This window comes from Stenotrophomonas sp. GW821-FHT01H02A (assembly GCF_059422145.1).
Genome location: NZ_JBWKWI010000010.1, coordinates 132,262 through 151,292, shown reverse-complemented (window position 1 = coordinate 151,292; position 19,031 = coordinate 132,262). Strand labels below are relative to the sequence as shown.

Here is a 19,031-nt window from a genome sequence, read left to right as displayed (position 1 = left end):
ATCGTCCGAAGGTTCGCGGGGTCGTTGTTGTTCGGGTTGCCATCGACGTGATCAACATGTGCCTGGCCCTTGCCGGTGCAAATCACTCCGCAGCCATGCTCCTGGCACTGGTACAGATCACGCACCAAGATGGTTTCGCGGAGCTGGCGCCATGCCCGGCTGTTGGTGGGCATAGACCGCTTGGCTTGACGATTGCCTGCCAAGCCGGCCATCAGTACGGCTTGCCGTCCATGTCGGTGCGCTGCGGCTCTGCCGCGGCGTCGGCGTCCGGCACTGGCACGCCCACCTCTTCGCCCAGCAGCAGCACGACCGACTGCGTGAGCAGTCCGATCTGTTCAGCCTGCTGCGCGATCTGTCGTCCCTGTTCCGCAATGGTTGCGTGCTGCTGCTCGGCCAGCGACAGCAGACGGTCTATGCGCTCGTCCATCAGAACTCCTCGACGGCCCAGCCGCCTCCGTCCCGCTTCGGCTTCGCCCGGACCGCAATGAAGCGCATCGGGTACAGCGCGGCCGCCATCTTGATCTTGACCCTGGCATCGTCCATCCAGAAGCCCTTGACCTCGTGCAGTTCCATCACGCCATCAGCGGCTAGCACCGCAAAGTCGGGGGTGTAGAACATGCTGTCAGCCAGGCGCAGCTTGATCCCTTCGAACTTGTGCCACTGGATCTCACCGGCGGCCTGTTGCTGGCGCAACCGCTCCGCATACGCGGCCTCGGTCTTGTTCATCTGGCCGACCTTGAGCCGGCCGAGCGCCAACATGGCCTTGCCTTGCCCCGGCATCAGCGCGGGCTGCGGCGGCGGACCTGGGCCTTGGCTTTCTTGGCCTTCGCCAGCGGCGGCAAGCGGCCCTGCACTTCGATCAGAACCCCATTGACCGCAGCCAGCTGGCTTTTGAGCGAGGCGATCTGAGAGCCGGCAGCGGAATCGACGTTCTCGCTGTGCGCTTTGACCTCGGCGAGCTCGCTACGCAGGGCCTCACCGTCCACCTCGACGGCGCGCAGGCGTTGTGCAAGACGCTGGGAGAGAGTCGGCCAGAGGGTGACGCCGAGTACTTTGATGGTTCGGGACATGGTGATCTCCAGGGATCAGGGGCGCTTGGCGCCGTTGATGGCCGTCTCGACGGCCCGGTATCGGTCTACGGTTTCGTCTCGCTCGGACTGGGCGAGTTCGCAGGCCCGTACAATTCCAGCCGCACCGAGCCGGCGTAGTCGGTCTTGTTCTGCAGCCGCTGCGGCAGCGGCGGCACCATCGGCCAGGCGGCTGGTTTCGCAGCTGGCCCAGTGGCCGCGCAGCCGGCCAAGCTCACCATCGCGGCCAGCAACAGCAGCCGCAATGCGGTCTTGATAGTCAGCATTGATCTTCTCCTGTCGCTTGTCGGCGGTATCTCCCGCCTGCTGGACGCCTGCTACCTGTTCGTGATCGACAGATCGCGCCGCCTGCTCTCCAGCCAGGGCCACTCGTCCATCGGCCACCTCGGCGGTGGCGGTACTGAGAGCCGCGCGATCGCCGCGCCAGGACCAGCCTGCAGCGAACGACAGCACACAGCACACGACCCATGCGATCAGCAGCCCAACCCCCAAGTGGCCCCGGCTCATGGTGCAAGCTCGGCAACGCACTTGGCGTGCCGCTCCAGCTGCCGATCCCACACGCCCCAACACACTTTGTTGGGTTTGCCGTTGATCAGCGTCGAGCAGTCGTAGCCGCCGGCACGCTTCCACAGCAAGAGGGCATCACAGGCGGCACGGTAGTTGCCCACCAGCAGCTGGCGCCGCATAGACGATGCCTGCCAGTTTCCTGCCCCGTATTGGTACGTGAAGTCCAGATAGAGGTCGTACTCACCCTGCGTGAGGTACACGCCGGGGAGCGAGGCGCGGAATCGCTTCTCCTCGCCCGCGATGTGCGCCTGAGCGGTGTGCAGGGCGCGATACGGGGTGATTCGATCACCGAGCCGCACCGGCGTCCCGTCAGCGTGGAAGGTCGATCCAAAGCCGACGGTGGGGCGGTCGTTCTTGGTGGGGATGACGGCCGTATCGGTGTAGCCCTCCCTCGATACGATCGCGACCAAGCCGGCAGCGCTCAGGACCAGAAGCGCCACCAGCGACCGACCTGGCGCGCCACCGGGCCTGCTCATGCCTTGGTCGCCTTGGCAGCCTGCCGCCACTCGCGGACCCAGCGCCAAACCAGATAGGTGATCTGGCCGACCAGGTATACGACAGTCAGGATCACGACCAGACGGTCGAGGTTGACGCCGCCGGCGACGGCCCCGGCCACCGCGACCGGCGGCGTGACCTTTGCCGCAGCACTCGCCGCGGTGCTGATGATTTCGTCCCGCATGGTTGCCCCGTGGATTGTCCGGTTCGGCATATCGCCCCTCCCGGTTGGTTCTCTAGGTTTCTGGCCAGCCATCAGGCTTCCAGGTCGTGTAGATCAGTTCCTGACGACCCACCCCGTTGCCTCCGCCGAGCGTGTAGCGAATCGGCACCTGCATGGATGGAAAAGCCCCAAAGATGCCCCGCATCGCTGGGTGGTCGTTGATCGTCAGGATTGCCTTGCCTTTCAGGGCTGCCATCGTCGTGGCGAGCTCCTGATACTGCTCGAGGCCGAAATCGCTGCCGTAACCCTCGGTCGCCCAGTAAGGGGGGTCGAGAAGGAAAAGCGTTGATTCGGAGTCGTACTTCTTGATGCACTTCTGCCAGGGCAGGTTCTCCACCACCACGCCGTGCAGACGCAGATGGGCGTCGCTCAGATCCTGCTCAAGCCGCAGCAGGTTGATGCGTTTGCTGGCCGTTGGCCCCACACCCAGTGTCTGACCGGCGACCTTGCCGCCGAAGGAGAGTTTCTGCAGGTAGTAGAACCTCGCGGCGCGCTGAATATCGGTCAGCGTCTCGACGTTCTGCAGCTGAGCCCAGCGATACATCTCCCTACTGGTCAGTGACCAGCGGAAATGGCGGACGAACTCGTCAAGATGGTTGGCGACCACTCGGTAGAGACGAACCAGTTCGCCATGCGTGTCGTTGAGCACCTCAACCTTCGCTGGCTGCCGCGCGAACAGCATCGCGGCGCCGCCCGCAAATGCCTCCACGTAGCAGGTGTGGGGCGCAGCCTCGATAAGCGGCAACAGGTGGTGGGCTAGCCGGGTCTTACCGCCCGGCCAAGGGAAAATCGTCTTGGTCTTCAAATCTCAGCCTATGAAACGAGTCACAGCCACAATCGCCGGGCTCTCGAGAGCACCAGGATCACGGCCAATGGCGCGCGGCTGACAAGCGCGTACTGCGGCGGCCCCCAGCTGCCTGCAAGCAGCTGCGGGGCCATCCTGTCTATGAAACGCCCGCCTCGCTGCCGGCTGATCGCGAGGGTTAATCCGGTCTGGATGGCGGGCAAAGAAAAAGCCCCGGCTTGGCCGGGGCTTGCGTCTGGATAGTGGGAAGATTGCCCGCTTTATTGATGACCCATCAAGTCCTCACTATGCAGCGCGCGCGAGCGCCCGGCTGAACGCTTCGGCGGCATCCGACTCCGCGTCGCGCATGCGCTCCAGCATCCACTCATAAACCGGCTGCCAGAACCGCCGGTACGCCGATTGATCAGCGCCGATGGCTATCGCGCGCTTCCTGCCGCTGAGCGGTTCGACGCCAGATCCTCCGCAGCCTTCACACTGCACCGCACCGGTGCCATCCGCTGCAGGTTGCACCCGCCGGCCGTCGCAGGCATCGCAGCAACTGGCGCTCGCCATTTCGCCGATCACAGCCGCAGCCAAGCTCCCCAGCTGTTCCATCGTGTTGTTCGGCCAGCACAGCGCGCGCACGGCCTCCAACTTCGCCTCCGCCCTACGGTGCTCTACCCGCTGGGTACTGGTCACGGCGCCACCTGCCCAGCCCATGCTTGCCTTGGCGATGCCGAACTCGGTTCGGGCGACGCTCAGGGCCTGCTGCTGGCGGATGTACTCGGGCGCCACCAGCGCGATGACTGCCTGGCGCAGCTGCTGGATCCGGCGCATGCCACTTTCCGGCCACCACAGCGCTTCCAGTAGCTCTCGCCCCAGACCGCCGGGAACCATGCCCAGCGCCCCGGCGATGTCCTGATTGGTGAGGTCAGCAATTCCGCCCCGGCCCGTATCGAATTTGACGGTTGACGGTCCAAGCCGCGCCATCAGCTCACGTTTGTTCCCCATGGACTTTCCCCTTGTGCTCTCGTCGATTGATTTCACGGCGCAGCGCGCGTGCCCGGCGCAGTGCCTGCTGTGCCTCGCGGCGTACGGCTGGGGCGGTCCACGCCCTCGTCCATCGCATCGCGGCTATGTCTTGCTGGATGCTGCTCAGCAGCGCCAGCGCCTTGTCGTCGTAGCGGGTCAGGTCCATCCGTCCAGCTTCTTCCCAGTGCGTCGCACCGATCGCGACGCCGTCCCCTCTACCCCGGCCGTTCCCAGGCCGCACTCAGGCGCTCGACCTTCCCGCCCCTCGCCTGCCACTGCTCGAACGTCTCGAAAACCGGCTTGGCCGTGGGAGCCGCCCGGACGGGCTTGGGAATCATTGCGGCTCGCAGCCCTACCGTCACACCTCGCGCAGCCCTGGCCCTCTCCACGCGCCGGCGGTTCTTTACCTTGGTGCGCTCTGCCCTCTGCGATTCGGTCAGACGGGGCCGAGCCATTGCCGTGCCACTCCTGCGGAACATCGTGTGTTCGCGCTCGCCGGCCCTGAGCAGATAGCCGCGCGCGACCAGGTAGCGCAGCGAGCTGTTGATGCGATCCTTGGCCTTGCCTGTATCCACGCCATCGGCTGCCAGCTTCTCGTACAGCCCCGCGTAGCTCAGCCCCTCGGCTGGGGCCTGGTCGAACGCCGCACGGACCTGATCGGCGCATGTCTTCTTGCTCTCACTCACGCAACTGCCCTCAACTCGATGATGTAGGTCTGTTGTTCAATCAGCTCGTCGTCGCTGCCATAGGTTTCGTGGAAGGTCCGCGAGCCGTCCATCAGGCTCGGGCCGTAGATCTCGCGCATCTCTGCGAATGTCTTCCCCTGAATCGGGTGGCGCCGGTGGTGCCACACGCACAGGGCGTACCCGTAGGCGTGTCCGCGCCGTTTGTTCCCGCTCTTGGCGTGGTTGTAGTCGCAGCCGTAGACGGTCTGGCCGGGCGCAAGCAGGCCCTGCGCGACCAGCGACAGGCATGCCATGCAGGGCCCGACCTTGGCCGCCTCGATGCGGGCTCCCTCGGCTTGCGTCGGTGGTGGAGCGCTGGACCACATCAGCGCGCGCCCGCCCGGCGCTTCTCGTCGCGGTCGGCGAGGCGCCAGCCGTGCTGCCAGGCCAGCGCCTTCTCGCCCAGCGGCTGCACCTTGCGCGGCTCCAGCTCGTCCTGCGTGTCCACCCACACCATGTGCGGGTTGGTGCTCAGCCCGTCACCGTTCAATCGGGCCGAGTACCCGGCATTGATCTGGGCGGCGTACTTGCTGCGCGTGCTGAAGGCGGTGAAGTCCATCAGAGCGCCCTCCGCATCAGGACGACCAGCAAGCCGCCGATAAGGCCAACCCACGCCGGAGCCCCCATGAGGCAGACAAGGAACAGGTAACCGGCGGCGTCCCAGAGCGTCTCTTGCCAGAGCTTGCCCATCACGCCCTCGCCAGTTCGTGGTCGCGCGGGACCGTGAACCCTGCAGCGCGCGCATGCCCGCCGCCGCCGTACAGCGCGGCCACCTCGCTCACGTCCACGCCGTCGGGGGTCGAGCGCAGGTCGAACTTCCGGCCGGCGCTCGTGTCCTGGTAGCAGGCCGCGAAGGCACTCCCCTTCGCCATCTGTCCCGCGGCGTCGCTGACGAGGCAGCGAGGAATGCTCGCGACCGGCACGCGGTAGTTGCCGATCACCAGCTCCCGGCGGCACTGCGCGAGCTGCTCGGCGATGTCCTTCGCCCGCGCCCGCTCGAGCACCAAGCCCTGCTGGTAGAGCGAGAACGTCGGCTCGGCCGCCAGCGCGTCCCAGGCTTCGAACGTGTACGGATGGCTGTGCACCGCCGCGCATATCTCGCGCGTGTGCTGCAGCGCGAACCGCCACAGGTCACGGTCTTCCACGTGGTCCAGGAACAGCGGCCTGGACTTGCCGGGATGGAAGAAGTCCCACGCGATCCCAGCGCCGCTGCGATTCTGATCGAAAAGCGCGTAGATCACCGTGTGCGGTATCCAGCCCTTGTCTGCCCTGGCGTACGCCAGCACCTTGTCCCAGTTGAAGCTGTGGGCGGATTGATCGATCCGCACGATATGCTGATGCTCGGGCTGCAGGTATGCCTCGGCGCTCTTGTGGTGATCGAGCACCAGGATCGACGCCGCCAGTTTCTGCAGGAGACGCATCACATCCGGCGCATAGCAGAAGTCCACCAGGATCACGTCCCTGCCAGTCGAATTCGGCGGCGGCGGGTCGCCATACACCCCAGGGTAGAAGTCGCAGTCCATGGCCTGACGGACGGCCCATGCCGCGGTGAACCCGTCGGCGCAGTTGGCGTGGTAGATGACCAGTGGTTTCATCGGGTTGTTGCTCCTTTGGATTTTCGGGTGCGGCGGCGGGCCGCGCGTTGAGCGTTGCGGGCGATGGCTTCAAGCCGCTCCGCCTCCGCGATGTAGTGGTCGTGCCGGTCCTGCCTCACCGAGGCACTGAACTGGTATTGCTTGAGCGCTTCGTCGGCCGACTCGCGATAGAGCTTTGCCAGCTTCTTACCGGCCAGGCGCGGATCGTGATCGAATATGTCCAGCTGGTTGTTGTCCGAGCGCATCAGGCGGCCAGCTCCCTTGCCAGTTCCTCCAGACGCGCCAAGACCTTCGCGTTGGCGCCGGGGGCGACCTCGACCTTCCCAGCCAACAGGGCCACCGGATTGAACGCCGGCGTCGCCGCGGTCAGCTGCAGGTAGTCGCTCACATCCTCGTGCGCCAGCAGCCCCTTGCTCAGCGCATCCATGAGCACGGCGTTGCGGCTGGCGAGGTCGAAGCCCAGCGACAGGGTGTAGCTGGCCGGACGGCGTGCAGCGCGCGCTTCCTTCAACAGCCGGGTGTACGTCTCCAAAAAGGCCGGCCGGGCGGCGATCTTGTCGCCGACCTGGACCAGCGGCAGCGCCGTGTTCCATGCCTGCTGGGTTAGCGTGGTCCACACGACGGTGTTGCGCTCGTCCGCTGCCTGGATGGCCAGCGCCCACGCCTCGTTCGGCGCCGGATGGCCGTCGTCGATCCGCTCCAACACTGCGGCCAAGGAAAGGCGCCCCTTCAGCTCCCGGCGACACCCGGCCAGCGCGCGCTCCAGCACCACCATCGAGTAGCAGGACAGGTCCTGCACCATGTATGCCGCTGCGGTCGGGCGCAGCTGGTCACCGATCACCTCGGCCGTGGCCATCAGGCCCTTGACCAGGTCTTCCTGCTCGCGGTCAGACAGCATTGGTCGGCCTCCGGCTGCGCAGTAGCTCGATCGCTTCATCGGCGGCGCTCAGGTTCGATTGGGTCTGGTCGACTTGCTGCGCGCTGGTCGTCGTGACCTGCCGGCCAGTGGCCCACTGCGTCCGGTATGCCTCGGCCCCGGCCAGCAGCACACCCAGGTCGTGCATCCGCTTCACGGCGTACTGCTCGTTGACGCCCAGGAACCAGGCGGCCACCTGCGGCGCCTCCTCCCTGCCCAGCCGCTTCACCAGGTCCCGCACGTTGGTGTTCACCTTGGCGTTGCGCACCGGGTCCACGCCGTGCCGCAGGCGGTAGGCCGTGCGGTAGGCACCCCACGTCTGCTTGCAGGCTTCCTGCATCTGCGCTTCGAGGGCCGCTTTCGACAGCGGCGCGGCCAGCGCCGGAACTGGCGGTTCTTCTGACGGTTCAATGGGGGTTATATGACGGTTAGGCGGCAGGGGGCGCACCTCCAGACCTGCGCCCCCTGCCTCACCCCCTGCACCGGGCGCATCCCCGGATGCAGCGGGCGCACCCCCTGCATGGGGCGCAGCCCCTGCGCCCGGTGCATCCCCCGCTTTTCCGGCCTTTCGCTTGCTCTTCGAAGGAGCAGCGGACGCATCGAACTTCGCCGGAGTGACCGCATAGACGTTGCTGCTGTTGAAGCGGCGCTCACGTGACAGCAGGCCCACCATCTCAAGATGATCCATTGCATCGCGAACAGCCCGCGCCGACATGCAGCAGCGCTTGGCGATGGTGCCCACGGCCGGCCAGCACACGCCGTCGTCGTTGGCCTGATCGGCCAGGGAGATCAGTACAGCCTTCTGGGTGACGCTCAGGCTCTGCAGCGGCCAGCACTGGCTCATGATGATCGTGGACATGGTTCAGACCGCCAAGGTGAAGTTGTCGCCGGGGGCCACTGGCCACCAAGTGCATGCGCTGCGGCCGCTGACGGCGCACGGCTTCTTCGGGCCACGCCATGCGCGGCCGTCTTCCAGCAGCTCCGGCAGGCGGCGCGCGAGCATGTAGCGGTCGTGGCCGGTGGCCTTGGCCAGTTCCATGCTGGTCAGGCCCGGATGCGCCTTGATCGCGCTGGCAGCGCGGTCCTGCTGGGCGGCCTGCAGGCCGCTGGACACCACGTGCACGGCGGCCTCATGGCTGGTGCTGATATCGGTGGATCGCGCCAGATGGTTCATCGGGTCGCCCTCGTGGGTTGCTTGCCCTTCGCCGCGGCACGCGCCACGTTCCGCTCCAAGCGGTGCGCCATGGTCCGCAGCGCGCGGGCCTCGCTCACCATCAGTGCCGCTTCGTCGCTGTCGATGTGCCGGTCAGCAATCGCGTCCAAGGTGGTTCCGGACAGGCGCCCCATCCGGGTGGTGATCTCCAGCAACTTCAGCTGCACAGCACCGATCTCGTCGGCCCAGCCGCCCTCCGGCGCCGGCGGCACAACGTCCACGGCCATGCCGAACCGGCCGGCCAGCGCCTGCATCCATTCCAGGGCGTACTCGCTGCCGCCGGCCTTCTCCTGCATCCACTCGGTCAGCAGCTCAGCAATCTCGATCGTCACCGACTCACCCTCGGTGCCGTTGAGCTTCGAACGCAACGTCTCCGGGTGCATGGACTTGCCGCGGCGGTCGGTCAGCCATTTGGCAGCCTCGATCACACCGCCCGGCGTCTTGCGCACGGCGTTGTAGAGGCAGTCGAGCCAGTTAATCGAGGAAGTACGGCAGGTCATGGTTCACCTTGGGATGACGGGTGTTTCAAGGTTTCGAGCTGGCCCGTCATGGCGCACGATCGGCGTCATGGACGAATTCAATTCAGGGACGATGGCCAAGGACGGCCAATCAGGCGGCGTGGATGCCGAGGTCGATACGGTCGGCGTCCGGGTCGTCCGGCGCCGAAGCGGCCGGCGGCGGCTGTTCCTGCACACCGAGCAGCTGCAGCACCTGCGGCAAGGCCGGAATGGGGTCATCGTCTGGCCAGGCTTCAACCTCAGCCGCCGACAGCTTCAACAGTTTGGCCAGATGCCCATCGCTGCTGAGACACAGCCGCGAGCGCAGCGCGCGTTTTGTAATTGGGGCGAGCGCAACCGTGTCGGCCCGAGCTGCCTCAGCGACAGCATCGGCGGCGCCGAACACATCCGGCCTGAGATCCCGCGGCTCCACCTCGTTGGCCGTGGCGCCAGCGATCCGCACGGCGAGGCGCGCGCTCACTGTCTTATGCCCCCTGGCGATCATGTAGAGCGTCGCTGCGCTGCACTGGGCTGCGAGCGCAGTGCAGGCCAGAACTGGGCAGCCCAGCTTGCCGGTGCCCCCCTTCGAAATGGCGTAGTCGGTCAGGTTCATGCGGCACACATTACCGTTTTGGTTATGTGGTTGCAATACCGTTTCGGTCATTTCCTGAAATGGTAATGGGGAGGACCATTACCGCCATGGATGCCAGCACCCTGAGAACTATCAACATGCGCGCCCGTGTCGCTGACGCTGGCGGCCCGGCAGAGTGGGCTCGCCAATTCGGCGGCACTCGGTGGCAGCAGCCGCAAGTGAGCCAGTGGATTTCGGAGACGAATCCGAAAGGAATCGGGCACCGCCTTGCGCGCGATCTTGAAGCCGCAATGGGGATTGCAGCTGGCACCCTTGATCGTCCTTCCGGCGAATCTCACGCACTGGGACTTGATGTCTCTACCCTTCGCTCCGCAATACGTTTGCTGCAGTTGGTGTCGGAGATCCGGGGCGGAGGTCCAGTCCCGAACATTGATGCCGAAGCTCTAGCCACCGCGTACGAAACGGTGGCAGCGGAAGCCAGGTCGCTCGACGACAGCAACGTATTGGATTTCATGCGTGCATTTGTCGATCGGTTGGAGCGAAACGGGGGTAAGGATGGCGTTAAGAGAGGACCAGCTACAGGAACTGGCGCAGCGACTGGCTAAAGCGATGGACGGGGGCGCCGGGCAGGCTCACACCCCACCGCGCCTCAAACTTGTTCCAGCCGCAAAGCAGCGCGGTATGGACAGCATCACCAGGGATTCCCACTGCCGAATGATTCGGCACTACCGGAGACACTGGGGGCCGGCGATCCAGTTGCTTATCGATCAAGCGTGCTTTGGCGTCACCGGCATCGAAGACCTCAGCGACGATTCCCTGGTCGATTTGCACCGCGATCTAGAGCGTGCGTTGGACTGCATCCGCGATGGAGTGACCTTTGAAGACGCCGGCCTACTCCGCACGCGCTATGGCTAAAAGCCAGTCGTAGTAGCCTCTGAACCCCGCTCCGGCGGGGTTTTTTGTTGCCTCGCGCCCGGCTGCCCGTGTCGCCGGCGGATCTAATTACCGTTTTGGTATTGACCACTCATAACCATTTCGGTAATGTTGCCCCGTCGCCCCAGTAACAGCCCATCCGGGCCGGGGCACGGAGACTTCCATGGCTTCCATCACCGTCAGCGCGCGCGCCATCCCCGTCGTGGAAGCGCGCCCCAACACCGGCAGCATCGTCATCAAGGTTGGCGAAGCCACCGTCAGCCTCGCACCCGACGAGGTCGCCCAGCTCTGCCAGGACCTGTCCCGCGCCTGCCTCCAGGTGCGCCGCACGGCCAATCCCCGGCGCGGGATGGTGCCCGCCGGCCGCATCGAGATCTCCCGCGGCAACGCCGACCTGGTCGAGGTGCAGGCATGAGCAGGAGCGGATACAGCGACGACTGCGAGAACTGGTCCCTTATCCGCTGGCGTGGGGCAGTCGCCTCGGCCATTCGCGGCAAGCGCGGCCAGCAGTTCCTGATCGAACTCCGTGAAGCGCTGGACGCTATGCCGGAAAAAAGGCTGATCGCTGACGAGCTGCAGGACAACAGCGGCTGCTACTGCACGTTGGGCGTCATCGGCGCAAAGCGCGGCGTCGACATGAGCGGCCTTGATCCGTCCGACCGTGAGGCCGTAAGCCAGAAGTTCGGCGTAGCCGAGGCATTGGCTGCCGAGATCGCCTTCGAGAACGACGGCGAGTGGCGCTGGGAGAAGGAGACTCCTGAGGCGCGATGGGTACGCATGAGGAAGTGGGTGGGCGACCAGATCCGCGAAGGCGGTGCCGCATGAGCGCTCTCAACCACCTGACCCGCCGCGACATGGCACACGCCATCCATGGCCTGGAGAGGCTGATCGATGACGCGCGCGCCGCCGAGGGCGAGCCCGAGCATCCCGAAATGGCCCAGCTGGAAGAAGCCCTTCAGCGCATGAAGGCCGCCCGTTGGGAAGCGCAGGCATGACGGACCAGGATTTCATCGCCGCCATGAAGCGCGGCCTGCCGCCCATCGCCCGGCCGGTCTGGTGCGGCATCGACCTCGCAACCGGCCCGGACGCCTCCGTAGAGGCGGACATCGACGCCTCCGGGGCCATTACCAACATCCGCGTGACCCAGTCCGCCCAGGAGCAAGAATGAGCGCCGTCATCCTCCAGTTCCCCACCAACACCGCACAGCGCGCCAACGGCGCCGGCCTGGCCGTGGCGATCGCTGCCCGCCGCATGGGCTATCGCCCGCACCACATCGCCCGTGCCGCTGCCCTCGCCCGCCGTGAGGTGCTGGACGGCCACAAGAGCGCTGCCCGCGCCGTCTCCGACATGACCCGCGACCTGTCTCGCGCCGCTCGCAACCACACGCCGGGGGCCGCATGAGCGGGATCGACTTCGCCTTCGGCCTGATCGTTGGCTTCGCCGCCGGCGCAATCGTGGCGGCCTCCTGGCTGCAGCGCCGGGAGGAAGAGCACTTCGCCGCCTTGATGGAGCAGATCCGATGCGCGGGCTGATTCGCCACTGGCGTGCCGGCGGCCTGGTGCTGCTCGGCGCACTGCTCGCGGCCGTCGCCTTCGCCATGGCCTGGGCTGGCATCGAAGACACCGGCGTCTACCTGCTCATGGGCGCACTGCTCTGCGCCACCCAGGTGCCCGATGCGTGGAGGCGCGGCCGCGATGGCTGATCCGACCGTGGCCTCTACCGTGCGCGCCATGCGCCGCGCTGGCGCCGCCGGCGATCCGGTGCCCGCCGAGGTTGCCGCCGCTTGGGCAAAGGTCTTCATGGAGCAGCTCTATGGGACGCAGAAGCCTGTCCGATACGAATGCCGACTGCCCGGCAGCAGAGAGCCTTGGGCAGAGGCCAGGCTCGAGGACGTGGCCAACCCGCGCCGCCGGAATCTGACCATCCGCGCGCTCTACCTCCACCCGCCGGTCGGAATGCAGGACCACCGGTGGCCGCCCGGAAGCAATGGTGACGGGCGATGCCTGGACTGCGACGAAGTCGAATGGCTCGCAGGACCGGACTGCCGACCGCATGCCCCGCTCCGCGATCACCGCTCTGCCATGCCCTTCCGCATCACCTGGCTGATCGAACCGCTCGAAAAGCTCCACTACCTCGCCAAGCACCTCGGCCCTTTCGACCGCGATAAATGGCGAAGGGAAGCCACCTACCTCATTGACCGCATCAGAGACCACGAGAAAGGAAGCCTGCCATGACGACCGACAAGAACAACACGGCGATCAGCACCAGCGATGGCGCCCGCTGCTACATCGCTCACTTCTTCGCCCGCGAGATCGGTCGACACGACTTCGCGACCTATATCGCGACTGAACTGGCTGCCGACTTCGCATGCGCGCTCGCCCAGCACCTCGCCGCAACTGCCATGCAGCAAGTTGGCGGGGTGCTGGGGGATGCGTCCGTTGACGTTACCGACCCATGGCGCGGTCTCTACCAGTCGACGCGCCTGCCTGCTCCCACGGAGTATGGCGACATCGCCCACCCGGATATCCCGAGCTGGCCTGATGATCGCGAAGATGCGCTGGACAAGTTGGTTCACGCTCAGGGCTTTGACTTCCAGATCGTTGCCGGCGAGTTCACCGAGGCGGCTCTGGAGGAGGGAGACGAACTGTACTGGGCGGAAATGCGCGCATGGACCCCGGTAGCGCCGGCTGAGGGTGAGTGGCGCCTGGCATGGAAGGGTGACACCGAAGATGGCCCCTATGCGTGGTTCGTCCGACCAATGGCGCTGCGACCGGAGCCGGTCGCCCTCGCCGCAACTGGCAAGCAGCAGGTTGGCGAGGTGCAGGGGGATGGGCTGGAGCATGCAAAGAATCTGGACTTGCTACGTGCCGGATACCATGTTGATGGGAAACAGCGCACCGCAGCACTCGATGCAGCAATTGCCGCCCTCGCCGCCCGCCAGCCGGGGGCGCAGGCCGATCACCCGTATCAGCGCATCGCGGGCCTACAGGGAATTGGCGATGCAGCCGACTACCTTGCCCGCCATCCGGGCGACGACTACGCGCAGCGTCGGCTGTCTGAGCGCATCACGGAGTTCTCCCAGAAGCACGGCGTATCGCCTGAGCAGGGCATCGACCGGGGGGCGCGTCCGATGGACACCGCGCCGCGCGACGGCACGCTTGTGCGCCTGCTGGTGGACTTCGATGAAAACGCCATCGATGACAGCATCAGCGCGACCTGGACCATCGGCGCATGCAACGACGATAACGTGAGTGAAGGCGCAAGGATCGGCTGGCGGTTCGCAGGCTGGTGCTGGACGCACGACCACTTCACCGAGGGCACGGGCACGCCGGTTGGCTGGCTGCCGCTGATCGACAGCCAGCGCGATGCAGAGCCGGGGGTGGGCAATGGCTGAGATCGAACAGCGCGCCCTCGACCTTCAACGCGCCCGCGCGGCCTGCCCCAATACCGTTCCGGGCTCCCTGGCCACCGTCAAGCCGCCGCGTAACCTGCGCACTAGGCTGCGGGAGGACGTGTAATGCGCGAGCGACCGATCCTCTTCAACGGCGCCATGGTGCGCGCCATCCTGGCCGGCCCGAAGACGCAGACCCGGCGGGTGTTGAGCCCCCAGCCGGCCGACGACATTGCGCAGGCCACTTTTCCGAACCCTTCCGCGCAAGGCTGGCGGTCGTCGCTGCGGCACGCGCACGGCCCGACGACCGCGCACTTCTGCCCTTTCGGCCAGCCCGGCGACCGGCTGTGGGTGCGGGAAAGCTTCACCGACCTGCGCGGCACCGGTATCGAGCATCGACCCAACATCGATGGCCCAATCCAGCGTTACGCCTATTCGGCGGACACGCTGCCGGGCTCGCCTGGCGATTACGCCCGAAAAGACTACGGGATCAAGTGGCGGCCCAGCATCCACATGCCGCGCGAGGCCTGCCGCCTGGTACTGGAGATCACCGCCATCCGCGTTGAGCGGCTGCAGGCGATCACGGAAGCGGACGCCGTGGCAGAAGGCCTCTCCCAGTTGGAGAGCGGCAGCTGGCTGCCCGGACCGTGCGACCACCCCGAGTGGGCATTCCACCAGCTGTGGGCGCAGGTCTACGGCGAGCCATCTTGGGAAGCAAACCCCTGGGTGTGGGTCATCGAGTTCAAGCGCCTGGAGGCGGCCGGTGGCTGATCCCATCACCCAGGCCAAGCACACAGCGCGCGTGCTGATCGGCGAGGCGCGCGCCAGGCGGCAGGCAGGCCACGGCTTCTGGTGCATGTTCCGCATGGCCCAGTCGGCTCGCCGCCGCGCCGCCACCCTTCCCCGCCCGGCGCCGCCGGCGTTCCCCATTCAACCGGAGCTGTTCGCATGACCCAGCGACACATCAGCCACCCCGAGCCGCTGCCGGACTGCGCCGCCGGCCACAGCGCGCGCCACATCCACGACCTGCGCGGCCTCGCCGCCGGCGGCGGCCACTTCGTCGAGTGCCGGTGCCGGCATACCCGGAAGCATGCCGAGCCGGACGCCGCGATCGCGGAATGGAGGCGGGTAAACCGCCCCGCCCGTATTCGCCGGACGACCGAGCCGGCCGTTGCCGACAACGTAATCCAGATGCGCCTGCTGATGCCGGGCGAAGGACGGGTGGCCAGTGGCTGACATGTTCCTATCGCGCGACGAGATCGTCACCCTGTGCCGCACGCCACAGCGCGCGCGCCAAGCTGCCTTTCTTCGCAAGAACGGGATCAAGCACTACCTGGACGCGCACGACTGGCCTGTCGTGCTGCGCTCCAGCGTTGAAGGAACGAGCGCGAGCGCCAAGCAGGCGCTGACATGGACCCCGAGCAAGGTTGCATAAATGGGAAGGAAACCAAGCAAGCCGGGGGCTATCCCCCGGTTCCGCGCACGTCGGCAGAAGTCCGGCGTGGTGCACTACTACTACGATCACGGCGGGAAGCCCCGAAAGGAGACGCCGCTGGGCAGCGACTATGGCGTGGCCATCAAGAAGTGGGCGGAGTTCGAACATGCCAACACGATCCCGGCCGCCGCGGTCGTCACCTTCCGCCACGTGGCCCAGCGATACCAGGCCGAGGTCGTGCCGACGAAGGCAGTGACGACCCAGCGCCTCAACAACCGCTGCATCACTGCACTGCTGAGCTTCTTCGACGCGCCGCCGGCGCCGTTCGAGGCAATCCGGCCCATCAACATCCGGCAGTACCTGGACTGGCGCCCTTCCAAGGTGATCGCGAATCGGGAGGTGTCCCTGTTCTCGCACATGTGGAACTGGGCGCGCGGCAAGGGTGTCACCGACCTCCCCAATCCCTGTGAGGGCATCCGGCGGAACAAGGAATCTGGCCGCGGCGTGTACGTGGAGGACGAGGTGTTCCAGGCGGTCTACCGCCACGCCGACGCATCACTGCGGGATGCCATGGATCTTGCCTACCTCACCGGCCAGCGCGTCGGCGACGTCTGGTCCATGGACATGCGCCAGATCACGCCTCGCGGCCTGGCAATCACGCAGGCCAAGTCCACCAACAAGGTGATCATGGAGATCACGGGTGAGCTCGCGGCGTTGCTGGAGCGGATCGCGAAGCGGAAGAGCGAGAAGCTACCCGACGGAAGATCCAAGCCATACAGCACCCGGTTGATCGTGGATGACAGCGGGCTGGCACTCGGCCGGGCAGCACTGCGCTACCGGTTTGACAAGGCGCGCGACGACGCCGGAATTGCAAAGGGGGAGTTTCAGTTCCGGGACCTGCGCGCGAAGGCAGGAACGGACAAGGCCGATTCGGCCAATGACATTCGCGAAGCGCAGGCCCAGCTGGGGCATTCATCGGTCACTACGACCGAGATCTACGTGCGAAAGAAAAGGGGCTCTAAAGCTACGCCGACTCGCTGAATTGCGGAGCGGCTGGGATATTGCGGAGCGGCTCAAATCCCCGCAGGCATTGGGGGATATGGAGCGGGTGAAGGGAATCGAACCCTCGTCAGTAGCTTGGGAAGCTACAGCTCTACCATTGAGCTACACCCGCAAGGCGCGGCGTAAGTCTATTCGGGCGAGGCCCTCGAACGCAACGGGCGGCACTGGGCCGCCCGTTGGTTCCTGCTTCGCACTGCCGTGCGCGGCGCCCGCGGACGGGCGCGGCGCACGCCGGGATCAGAAGCTGCCGCCGAAGCTGGCGAACAGCGACACGTCACGCGCACGCTTCTGCATCGTGGTGGTGCTCATGCCGATGTTGCTGCTCAGGCCCCACAGGTTCAGGCGCGCACCGAGGACGGCGGTGGCGTAGTTCTTGTCGAACTCCAGGCCCGGCACCTTGTACATGCCCACGTCCGGCATGGTCTGCAGCCAGGCGCTGGCCTGCTTGCTGTCCTCGAACTCGTGGTCATAGGTGACCTGCACGTACGGCTTGACGTTGCCGCCATCGAAGCGGGCCTGCCAGCCGACGCGGCCGACGGTGGAATCCGTATCCTGATCGCCATAGCCCAGCGCCGAGGCGCTCAGGTTGGACTCGGTGTAGCCGTCCAGCTTGACCTTCTGCCAGATCACGGCGGCGACCGGACCGTGGCGGAAGCCGCCCTCGGTGCCGAACTCGTAGCCGGCGTTCAACGCGGCGGTCAGGTTGCTGCCTTCCGGCGAGCCCTTGTGGATGCGGGTGGCCGGGCCGAGCTGCAGCTTGCGGGTCACGTCGTAGTCCAGCCAGCTGTAGCTGAGCTGGCCGTTGACCCAGGCACGCTCGCCATACCAGCCGGCGAACAGGCCCAGCGTGGTGTCGGACTGGGTGAAATCGCCCTTGTTGTTGCCGAAATCGGCATCCATGCGGCCGTAGCCGGCGAAGCCGCCGACCACCATGCCATCACGCGCCCAATCGACACCGAACAGGCCGGCCGGGGCCATGCCGTCGTACAGGTCGGCGTGCGCATAGCGCTGCATGTCGCCGCGCAGGTTGCCCCACCAGCTCAGGCCGTCGGCCGGACGGCCGTCGACGTGCCAGCTGACCTGGTCAGCGCGCGAACGGCCGATGGTCTGCGCCGAATGGGTCAGGATCTGCTGGTTGCGCGGGGCTTCCAGGATCGACAGGGTGTATTCGCCCAGCATCTCGTGGGTGGCGGTGGTCGGGTGCACGCCATCGGCGAACACATAGCTGTTGGCCGCGTCCGGGGTGGCATAGCTGGTCGGGTTGCAGGTCAGCGAGGAGGCCGTGGTGCAGGCCGGGCTGGTCACGTTGACGAAGCCGTACTGGCCCGGGTTGGCGACGATTTCCTGCAGGATGTGGAAGGTATCCACCGGAATCACCTGCAGGCCCGCGGCCTTCAGGCCACCGAACAGGGCGTCGTTGTAGGCCTTGGCCAGCGCGGTGCCGGCGGCCATGCCGGCCGGGCCACCCGCGCGGGCGCCCGGGGTCAGGCCGACGTCCGGAATGGTCGGCACTACGATGTACTCGGCGCCCGCTGCTTTCAGCGTGCCGACGATGCCGACCTGGTCGGTGACGGCATTGGTCAGGGTCGAGACCAGCGGCGCGCCGGCCTGGATCGCGAACAGGTCATTGGCACCGCCCCACACGGTGTACAGCGCGTTCGGGTCGGCCTTGCCGCCGTTGGCCGCCAGGTACTGGGCGGTCTGCGTCTTGAGCGAGTACACCGGTACCGCCGGGGTGCCCGCGGCCAGCACCTGGCTGGTGTCCACGCCGACACGGGCGCCGCCGATGGCGTAGTTGTCACCGTTCTGGCCGTTGCCGTGGGCAGCGCCGTTGGTGCCGTAGTAGTCGGCCACGTGCTGGGCCCAGGTCCAGCCCGGGTTGGTGGTGAACTGGCCGGTCACCGGCTGCACGGAGGCCGGCAGCAGCGGGCGGAAATAGCCGGCGTCGGTCAGGCTGTCACCGATGAAGACGGTCCTGGTGTACGGCGACTGCGCCATGGCCGGCACCGCCGCCAGGGCGATGGCCACGGCGATGAGGGAACGGATCGGACGTTTGCTGAGCAACATGGAAACTCCTTGAGGGTGGGGAAAACGGCGGACGTACGCCGGCGCACGGTGCCATGTTTCCACTGCACCCCGCCGGCATCACGCTGCGCTGCGGCATGAACGCCGCAGCTCCGCCGCCGGCCATCGTTGGCCTGGCGCTCGCGGCACCTCTGCCGCGCGGCGCACAGGGTACGCACTGCGGAGGGATTGGGGGACAATACGGTGATGAACATCCAGCTCAACGGCGAGAACCGCCAGCTTCCGCACACCGCCACCGTCCACGACCTGCTGCTCAGCGAACAGCTGCTGGAGCGCCGCGTGGCGGTCGAGGTCAACGGCGAGATCGTGACCCGCAGCCAGCACGCCAGCCACGGCCTGCATGACGGCGACGTGGTCGAGATCGTGCATGCGCTCGGCGGTGGGTGAGGCAGCATCGT

At 66.4% G+C, this 19,031-nt stretch carries 36 protein-coding genes and 1 tRNA gene; 16 read left to right on the top strand and 21 right to left on the bottom strand.

Annotated features, from left to right (window positions below; genetic code table 11):
• Positions 1-211: 211 nt before the first annotated feature.
• From AC07WC_RS15640 to AC07WC_RS15550, 19 genes are all read right to left on the bottom strand, one after another.
• Entirely contained in the window at positions 212-427 is a 216-nt protein-coding gene (locus tag AC07WC_RS15640; RefSeq protein WP_495210810.1) for a hypothetical protein, read from the bottom strand.
• Positions 427-759 carry a DUF1064 domain-containing protein gene (locus AC07WC_RS15635; RefSeq protein ID WP_495210809.1) on the bottom strand — a complete coding sequence of 111 codons (333 nt, stop codon included), beginning with the start codon at positions 757-759 and terminating at the stop codon, positions 427-429. The genes AC07WC_RS15640 and AC07WC_RS15635 overlap by 1 nt, the downstream gene beginning before the upstream one ends.
• Before the next feature lie 20 nt (positions 760-779).
• On the bottom strand, positions 780-1,070 hold the full coding sequence (locus AC07WC_RS15630; protein WP_495210808.1) for a hypothetical protein: 291 nt from the start codon (positions 1,068-1,070) through the stop codon (positions 780-782).
• A gap of 15 nt (positions 1,071-1,085) precedes the next feature.
• The gene (locus AC07WC_RS15625) at positions 1,086-1,595 is read right to left on the bottom strand and encodes a hypothetical protein (protein ID WP_495210807.1); all 510 of its coding nucleotides are present in this window, start codon (positions 1,593-1,595) and stop codon (positions 1,086-1,088) included.
• Positions 1,592-2,131: a lysozyme gene (locus tag AC07WC_RS15620; RefSeq protein ID WP_495210806.1), complete on the bottom strand. Its 540-nt coding sequence runs from the start codon at positions 2,129-2,131 to the stop codon at positions 1,592-1,594. The genes AC07WC_RS15625 and AC07WC_RS15620 overlap by 4 nt, the downstream gene beginning before the upstream one ends.
• Positions 2,128-2,334 (bottom strand): hypothetical protein, encoded by a 207-nt coding sequence (locus AC07WC_RS15615; protein ID WP_319624126.1) that lies wholly within the window; start codon positions 2,332-2,334, stop codon positions 2,128-2,130. The genes AC07WC_RS15620 and AC07WC_RS15615 overlap by 4 nt, the downstream gene beginning before the upstream one ends.
• A gap of 52 nt (positions 2,335-2,386) precedes the next feature.
• Positions 2,387-3,178, bottom strand: coding sequence for a DNA adenine methylase (locus tag AC07WC_RS15610; RefSeq protein ID WP_495210805.1), 792 nt, complete (start codon positions 3,176-3,178; stop codon positions 2,387-2,389).
• A gap of 285 nt (positions 3,179-3,463) precedes the next feature.
• The gene (locus AC07WC_RS15605) at positions 3,464-4,168 is read right to left on the bottom strand and encodes a hypothetical protein (RefSeq protein WP_495210804.1); all 705 of its coding nucleotides are present in this window, start codon (positions 4,166-4,168) and stop codon (positions 3,464-3,466) included.
• Positions 4,152-4,355: a hypothetical protein gene (locus AC07WC_RS15600; protein WP_353086557.1), complete on the bottom strand. Its 204-nt coding sequence runs from the start codon at positions 4,353-4,355 to the stop codon at positions 4,152-4,154. Before AC07WC_RS15600 ends, AC07WC_RS15605 begins: the two co-directional genes overlap by 17 nt.
• A 49-nt stretch (positions 4,356-4,404) precedes the next feature.
• Positions 4,405-4,875, bottom strand: a complete 471-nt coding sequence (locus tag AC07WC_RS15595) for a hypothetical protein (protein ID WP_495210803.1) — start codon at positions 4,873-4,875, stop codon at positions 4,405-4,407.
• The gene (locus tag AC07WC_RS15590) at positions 4,872-5,240 is read right to left on the bottom strand and encodes a Ref family recombination enhancement nuclease (protein ID WP_495210802.1); all 369 of its coding nucleotides are present in this window, start codon (positions 5,238-5,240) and stop codon (positions 4,872-4,874) included. Before AC07WC_RS15590 ends, AC07WC_RS15595 begins: the two co-directional genes overlap by 4 nt.
• The gene (locus AC07WC_RS15585) at positions 5,240-5,473 is read right to left on the bottom strand and encodes a hypothetical protein (RefSeq protein ID WP_495210801.1); all 234 of its coding nucleotides are present in this window, start codon (positions 5,471-5,473) and stop codon (positions 5,240-5,242) included. The genes AC07WC_RS15590 and AC07WC_RS15585 overlap by 1 nt, the downstream gene beginning before the upstream one ends.
• A 130-nt stretch (positions 5,474-5,603) precedes the next feature.
• Entirely contained in the window at positions 5,604-6,509 is a 906-nt protein-coding gene (locus AC07WC_RS15580; protein ID WP_495210800.1) for a hypothetical protein, read from the bottom strand.
• Positions 6,506-6,754, bottom strand: coding sequence for a hypothetical protein (locus tag AC07WC_RS15575; RefSeq protein WP_495210799.1), 249 nt, complete (start codon positions 6,752-6,754; stop codon positions 6,506-6,508). Before AC07WC_RS15575 ends, AC07WC_RS15580 begins: the two co-directional genes overlap by 4 nt.
• Positions 6,754-7,407: a hypothetical protein gene (locus AC07WC_RS15570; RefSeq protein WP_495210798.1), complete on the bottom strand. Its 654-nt coding sequence runs from the start codon at positions 7,405-7,407 to the stop codon at positions 6,754-6,756. Before AC07WC_RS15570 ends, AC07WC_RS15575 begins: the two co-directional genes overlap by 1 nt.
• A complete protein-coding gene (locus AC07WC_RS15565; RefSeq protein ID WP_495210797.1) occupies positions 7,397-8,284 on the bottom strand; it encodes a helix-turn-helix domain-containing protein in 888 nt (295 codons plus the stop codon). Before AC07WC_RS15565 ends, AC07WC_RS15570 begins: the two co-directional genes overlap by 11 nt.
• A gap of 3 nt (positions 8,285-8,287) precedes the next feature.
• Positions 8,288-8,599: a winged helix-turn-helix domain-containing protein gene (locus AC07WC_RS15560; protein WP_495210796.1), complete on the bottom strand. Its 312-nt coding sequence runs from the start codon at positions 8,597-8,599 to the stop codon at positions 8,288-8,290.
• Positions 8,596-9,138 carry a phage regulatory CII family protein gene (locus AC07WC_RS15555; RefSeq protein WP_495210795.1) on the bottom strand — a complete coding sequence of 181 codons (543 nt, stop codon included), beginning with the start codon at positions 9,136-9,138 and terminating at the stop codon, positions 8,596-8,598. Before AC07WC_RS15555 ends, AC07WC_RS15560 begins: the two co-directional genes overlap by 4 nt.
• Before the next feature lie 109 nt (positions 9,139-9,247).
• Entirely contained in the window at positions 9,248-9,748 is a 501-nt protein-coding gene (locus tag AC07WC_RS15550) for a hypothetical protein (RefSeq protein ID WP_495210794.1), read from the bottom strand.
• 495 nt (positions 9,749-10,243) lie between these two features.
• Here AC07WC_RS15550 and AC07WC_RS15545 point away from each other — a divergent pair, with 495 nt between their 5' ends.
• The 15 genes from AC07WC_RS15545 (at position 10,244) to AC07WC_RS15475 (ending at position 16,527) form a co-directional block, all read left to right on the top strand.
• Entirely contained in the window at positions 10,244-10,642 is a 399-nt protein-coding gene (locus AC07WC_RS15545) for a hypothetical protein (RefSeq protein ID WP_495210793.1), read from the top strand.
• 181 nt (positions 10,643-10,823) lie between these two features.
• Complete coding sequence (locus AC07WC_RS15540) at positions 10,824-11,075, top strand: hypothetical protein (RefSeq protein WP_495210792.1); 252 nt, start codon at positions 10,824-10,826, stop codon at positions 11,073-11,075.
• A complete protein-coding gene (locus tag AC07WC_RS15535) occupies positions 11,072-11,485 on the top strand; it encodes a hypothetical protein (protein WP_495210791.1) in 414 nt (137 codons plus the stop codon). The genes AC07WC_RS15540 and AC07WC_RS15535 overlap by 4 nt, the downstream gene beginning before the upstream one ends.
• On the top strand, positions 11,482-11,655 hold the full coding sequence (locus AC07WC_RS15530; RefSeq protein ID WP_495210790.1) for a hypothetical protein: 174 nt from the start codon (positions 11,482-11,484) through the stop codon (positions 11,653-11,655). The genes AC07WC_RS15535 and AC07WC_RS15530 overlap by 4 nt, the downstream gene beginning before the upstream one ends.
• On the top strand, positions 11,652-11,828 hold the full coding sequence (locus AC07WC_RS15525; RefSeq protein WP_495210789.1) for a hypothetical protein: 177 nt from the start codon (positions 11,652-11,654) through the stop codon (positions 11,826-11,828). The genes AC07WC_RS15530 and AC07WC_RS15525 overlap by 4 nt, the downstream gene beginning before the upstream one ends.
• Positions 11,825-12,061: a hypothetical protein gene (locus tag AC07WC_RS15520; protein WP_495210788.1), complete on the top strand. Its 237-nt coding sequence runs from the start codon at positions 11,825-11,827 to the stop codon at positions 12,059-12,061. The genes AC07WC_RS15525 and AC07WC_RS15520 overlap by 4 nt, the downstream gene beginning before the upstream one ends.
• Positions 12,058-12,192, top strand: a complete 135-nt coding sequence (locus AC07WC_RS15515) for a hypothetical protein (RefSeq protein ID WP_495210787.1) — start codon at positions 12,058-12,060, stop codon at positions 12,190-12,192. Before AC07WC_RS15520 ends, AC07WC_RS15515 begins: the two co-directional genes overlap by 4 nt.
• Entirely contained in the window at positions 12,180-12,362 is a 183-nt protein-coding gene (locus tag AC07WC_RS15510) for a hypothetical protein (protein WP_474756410.1), read from the top strand. Before AC07WC_RS15515 ends, AC07WC_RS15510 begins: the two co-directional genes overlap by 13 nt.
• Entirely contained in the window at positions 12,355-12,894 is a 540-nt protein-coding gene (locus AC07WC_RS15505; protein WP_495210786.1) for a hypothetical protein, read from the top strand. The genes AC07WC_RS15510 and AC07WC_RS15505 overlap by 8 nt, the downstream gene beginning before the upstream one ends.
• Positions 12,891-14,054 (top strand): hypothetical protein, encoded by a 1,164-nt coding sequence (locus AC07WC_RS15500; RefSeq protein WP_495210785.1) that lies wholly within the window; start codon positions 12,891-12,893, stop codon positions 14,052-14,054. Before AC07WC_RS15505 ends, AC07WC_RS15500 begins: the two co-directional genes overlap by 4 nt.
• A 123-nt stretch (positions 14,055-14,177) precedes the next feature.
• Positions 14,178-14,822, top strand: coding sequence for an ASCH domain-containing protein (locus AC07WC_RS15495; RefSeq protein WP_495210784.1), 645 nt, complete (start codon positions 14,178-14,180; stop codon positions 14,820-14,822).
• Positions 14,815-15,003 (top strand): hypothetical protein, encoded by a 189-nt coding sequence (locus AC07WC_RS15490; protein ID WP_495210783.1) that lies wholly within the window; start codon positions 14,815-14,817, stop codon positions 15,001-15,003. The genes AC07WC_RS15495 and AC07WC_RS15490 overlap by 8 nt, the downstream gene beginning before the upstream one ends.
• Complete coding sequence (locus tag AC07WC_RS15485; protein WP_495210782.1) at positions 15,000-15,287, top strand: hypothetical protein; 288 nt, start codon at positions 15,000-15,002, stop codon at positions 15,285-15,287. The genes AC07WC_RS15490 and AC07WC_RS15485 overlap by 4 nt, the downstream gene beginning before the upstream one ends.
• A gap of 1 nt (position 15,288) precedes the next feature.
• Positions 15,289-15,486, top strand: a complete 198-nt coding sequence (locus AC07WC_RS15480; protein ID WP_346492260.1) for a DUF4224 domain-containing protein — start codon at positions 15,289-15,291, stop codon at positions 15,484-15,486.
• On the top strand, positions 15,487-16,527 hold the full coding sequence (locus tag AC07WC_RS15475) for a tyrosine-type recombinase/integrase (protein ID WP_465163829.1): 1,041 nt from the start codon (positions 15,487-15,489) through the stop codon (positions 16,525-16,527).
• A gap of 59 nt (positions 16,528-16,586) precedes the next feature.
• On the opposite strand, the gene AC07WC_RS15470 is transcribed toward AC07WC_RS15475, so the two are convergent.
• Positions 16,587-16,660: transfer RNA gene (locus AC07WC_RS15470), tRNA-Gly, on the bottom strand.
• A gap of 125 nt (positions 16,661-16,785) precedes the next feature.
• A complete protein-coding gene (locus AC07WC_RS15465; RefSeq protein WP_495210781.1) occupies positions 16,786-18,615 on the bottom strand; it encodes an autotransporter outer membrane beta-barrel domain-containing protein in 1,830 nt (609 codons plus the stop codon).
• Positions 18,616-18,819: 204 nt separating this feature from the next.
• Here AC07WC_RS15465 and thiS point away from each other — a divergent pair, with 204 nt between their 5' ends.
• Entirely contained in the window at positions 18,820-19,020 is a 201-nt protein-coding gene (thiS, locus tag AC07WC_RS15460) for a sulfur carrier protein ThiS (RefSeq protein WP_495210780.1), read from the top strand.
• The last annotated feature ends 11 nt before the right edge of the window (positions 19,021-19,031 follow it).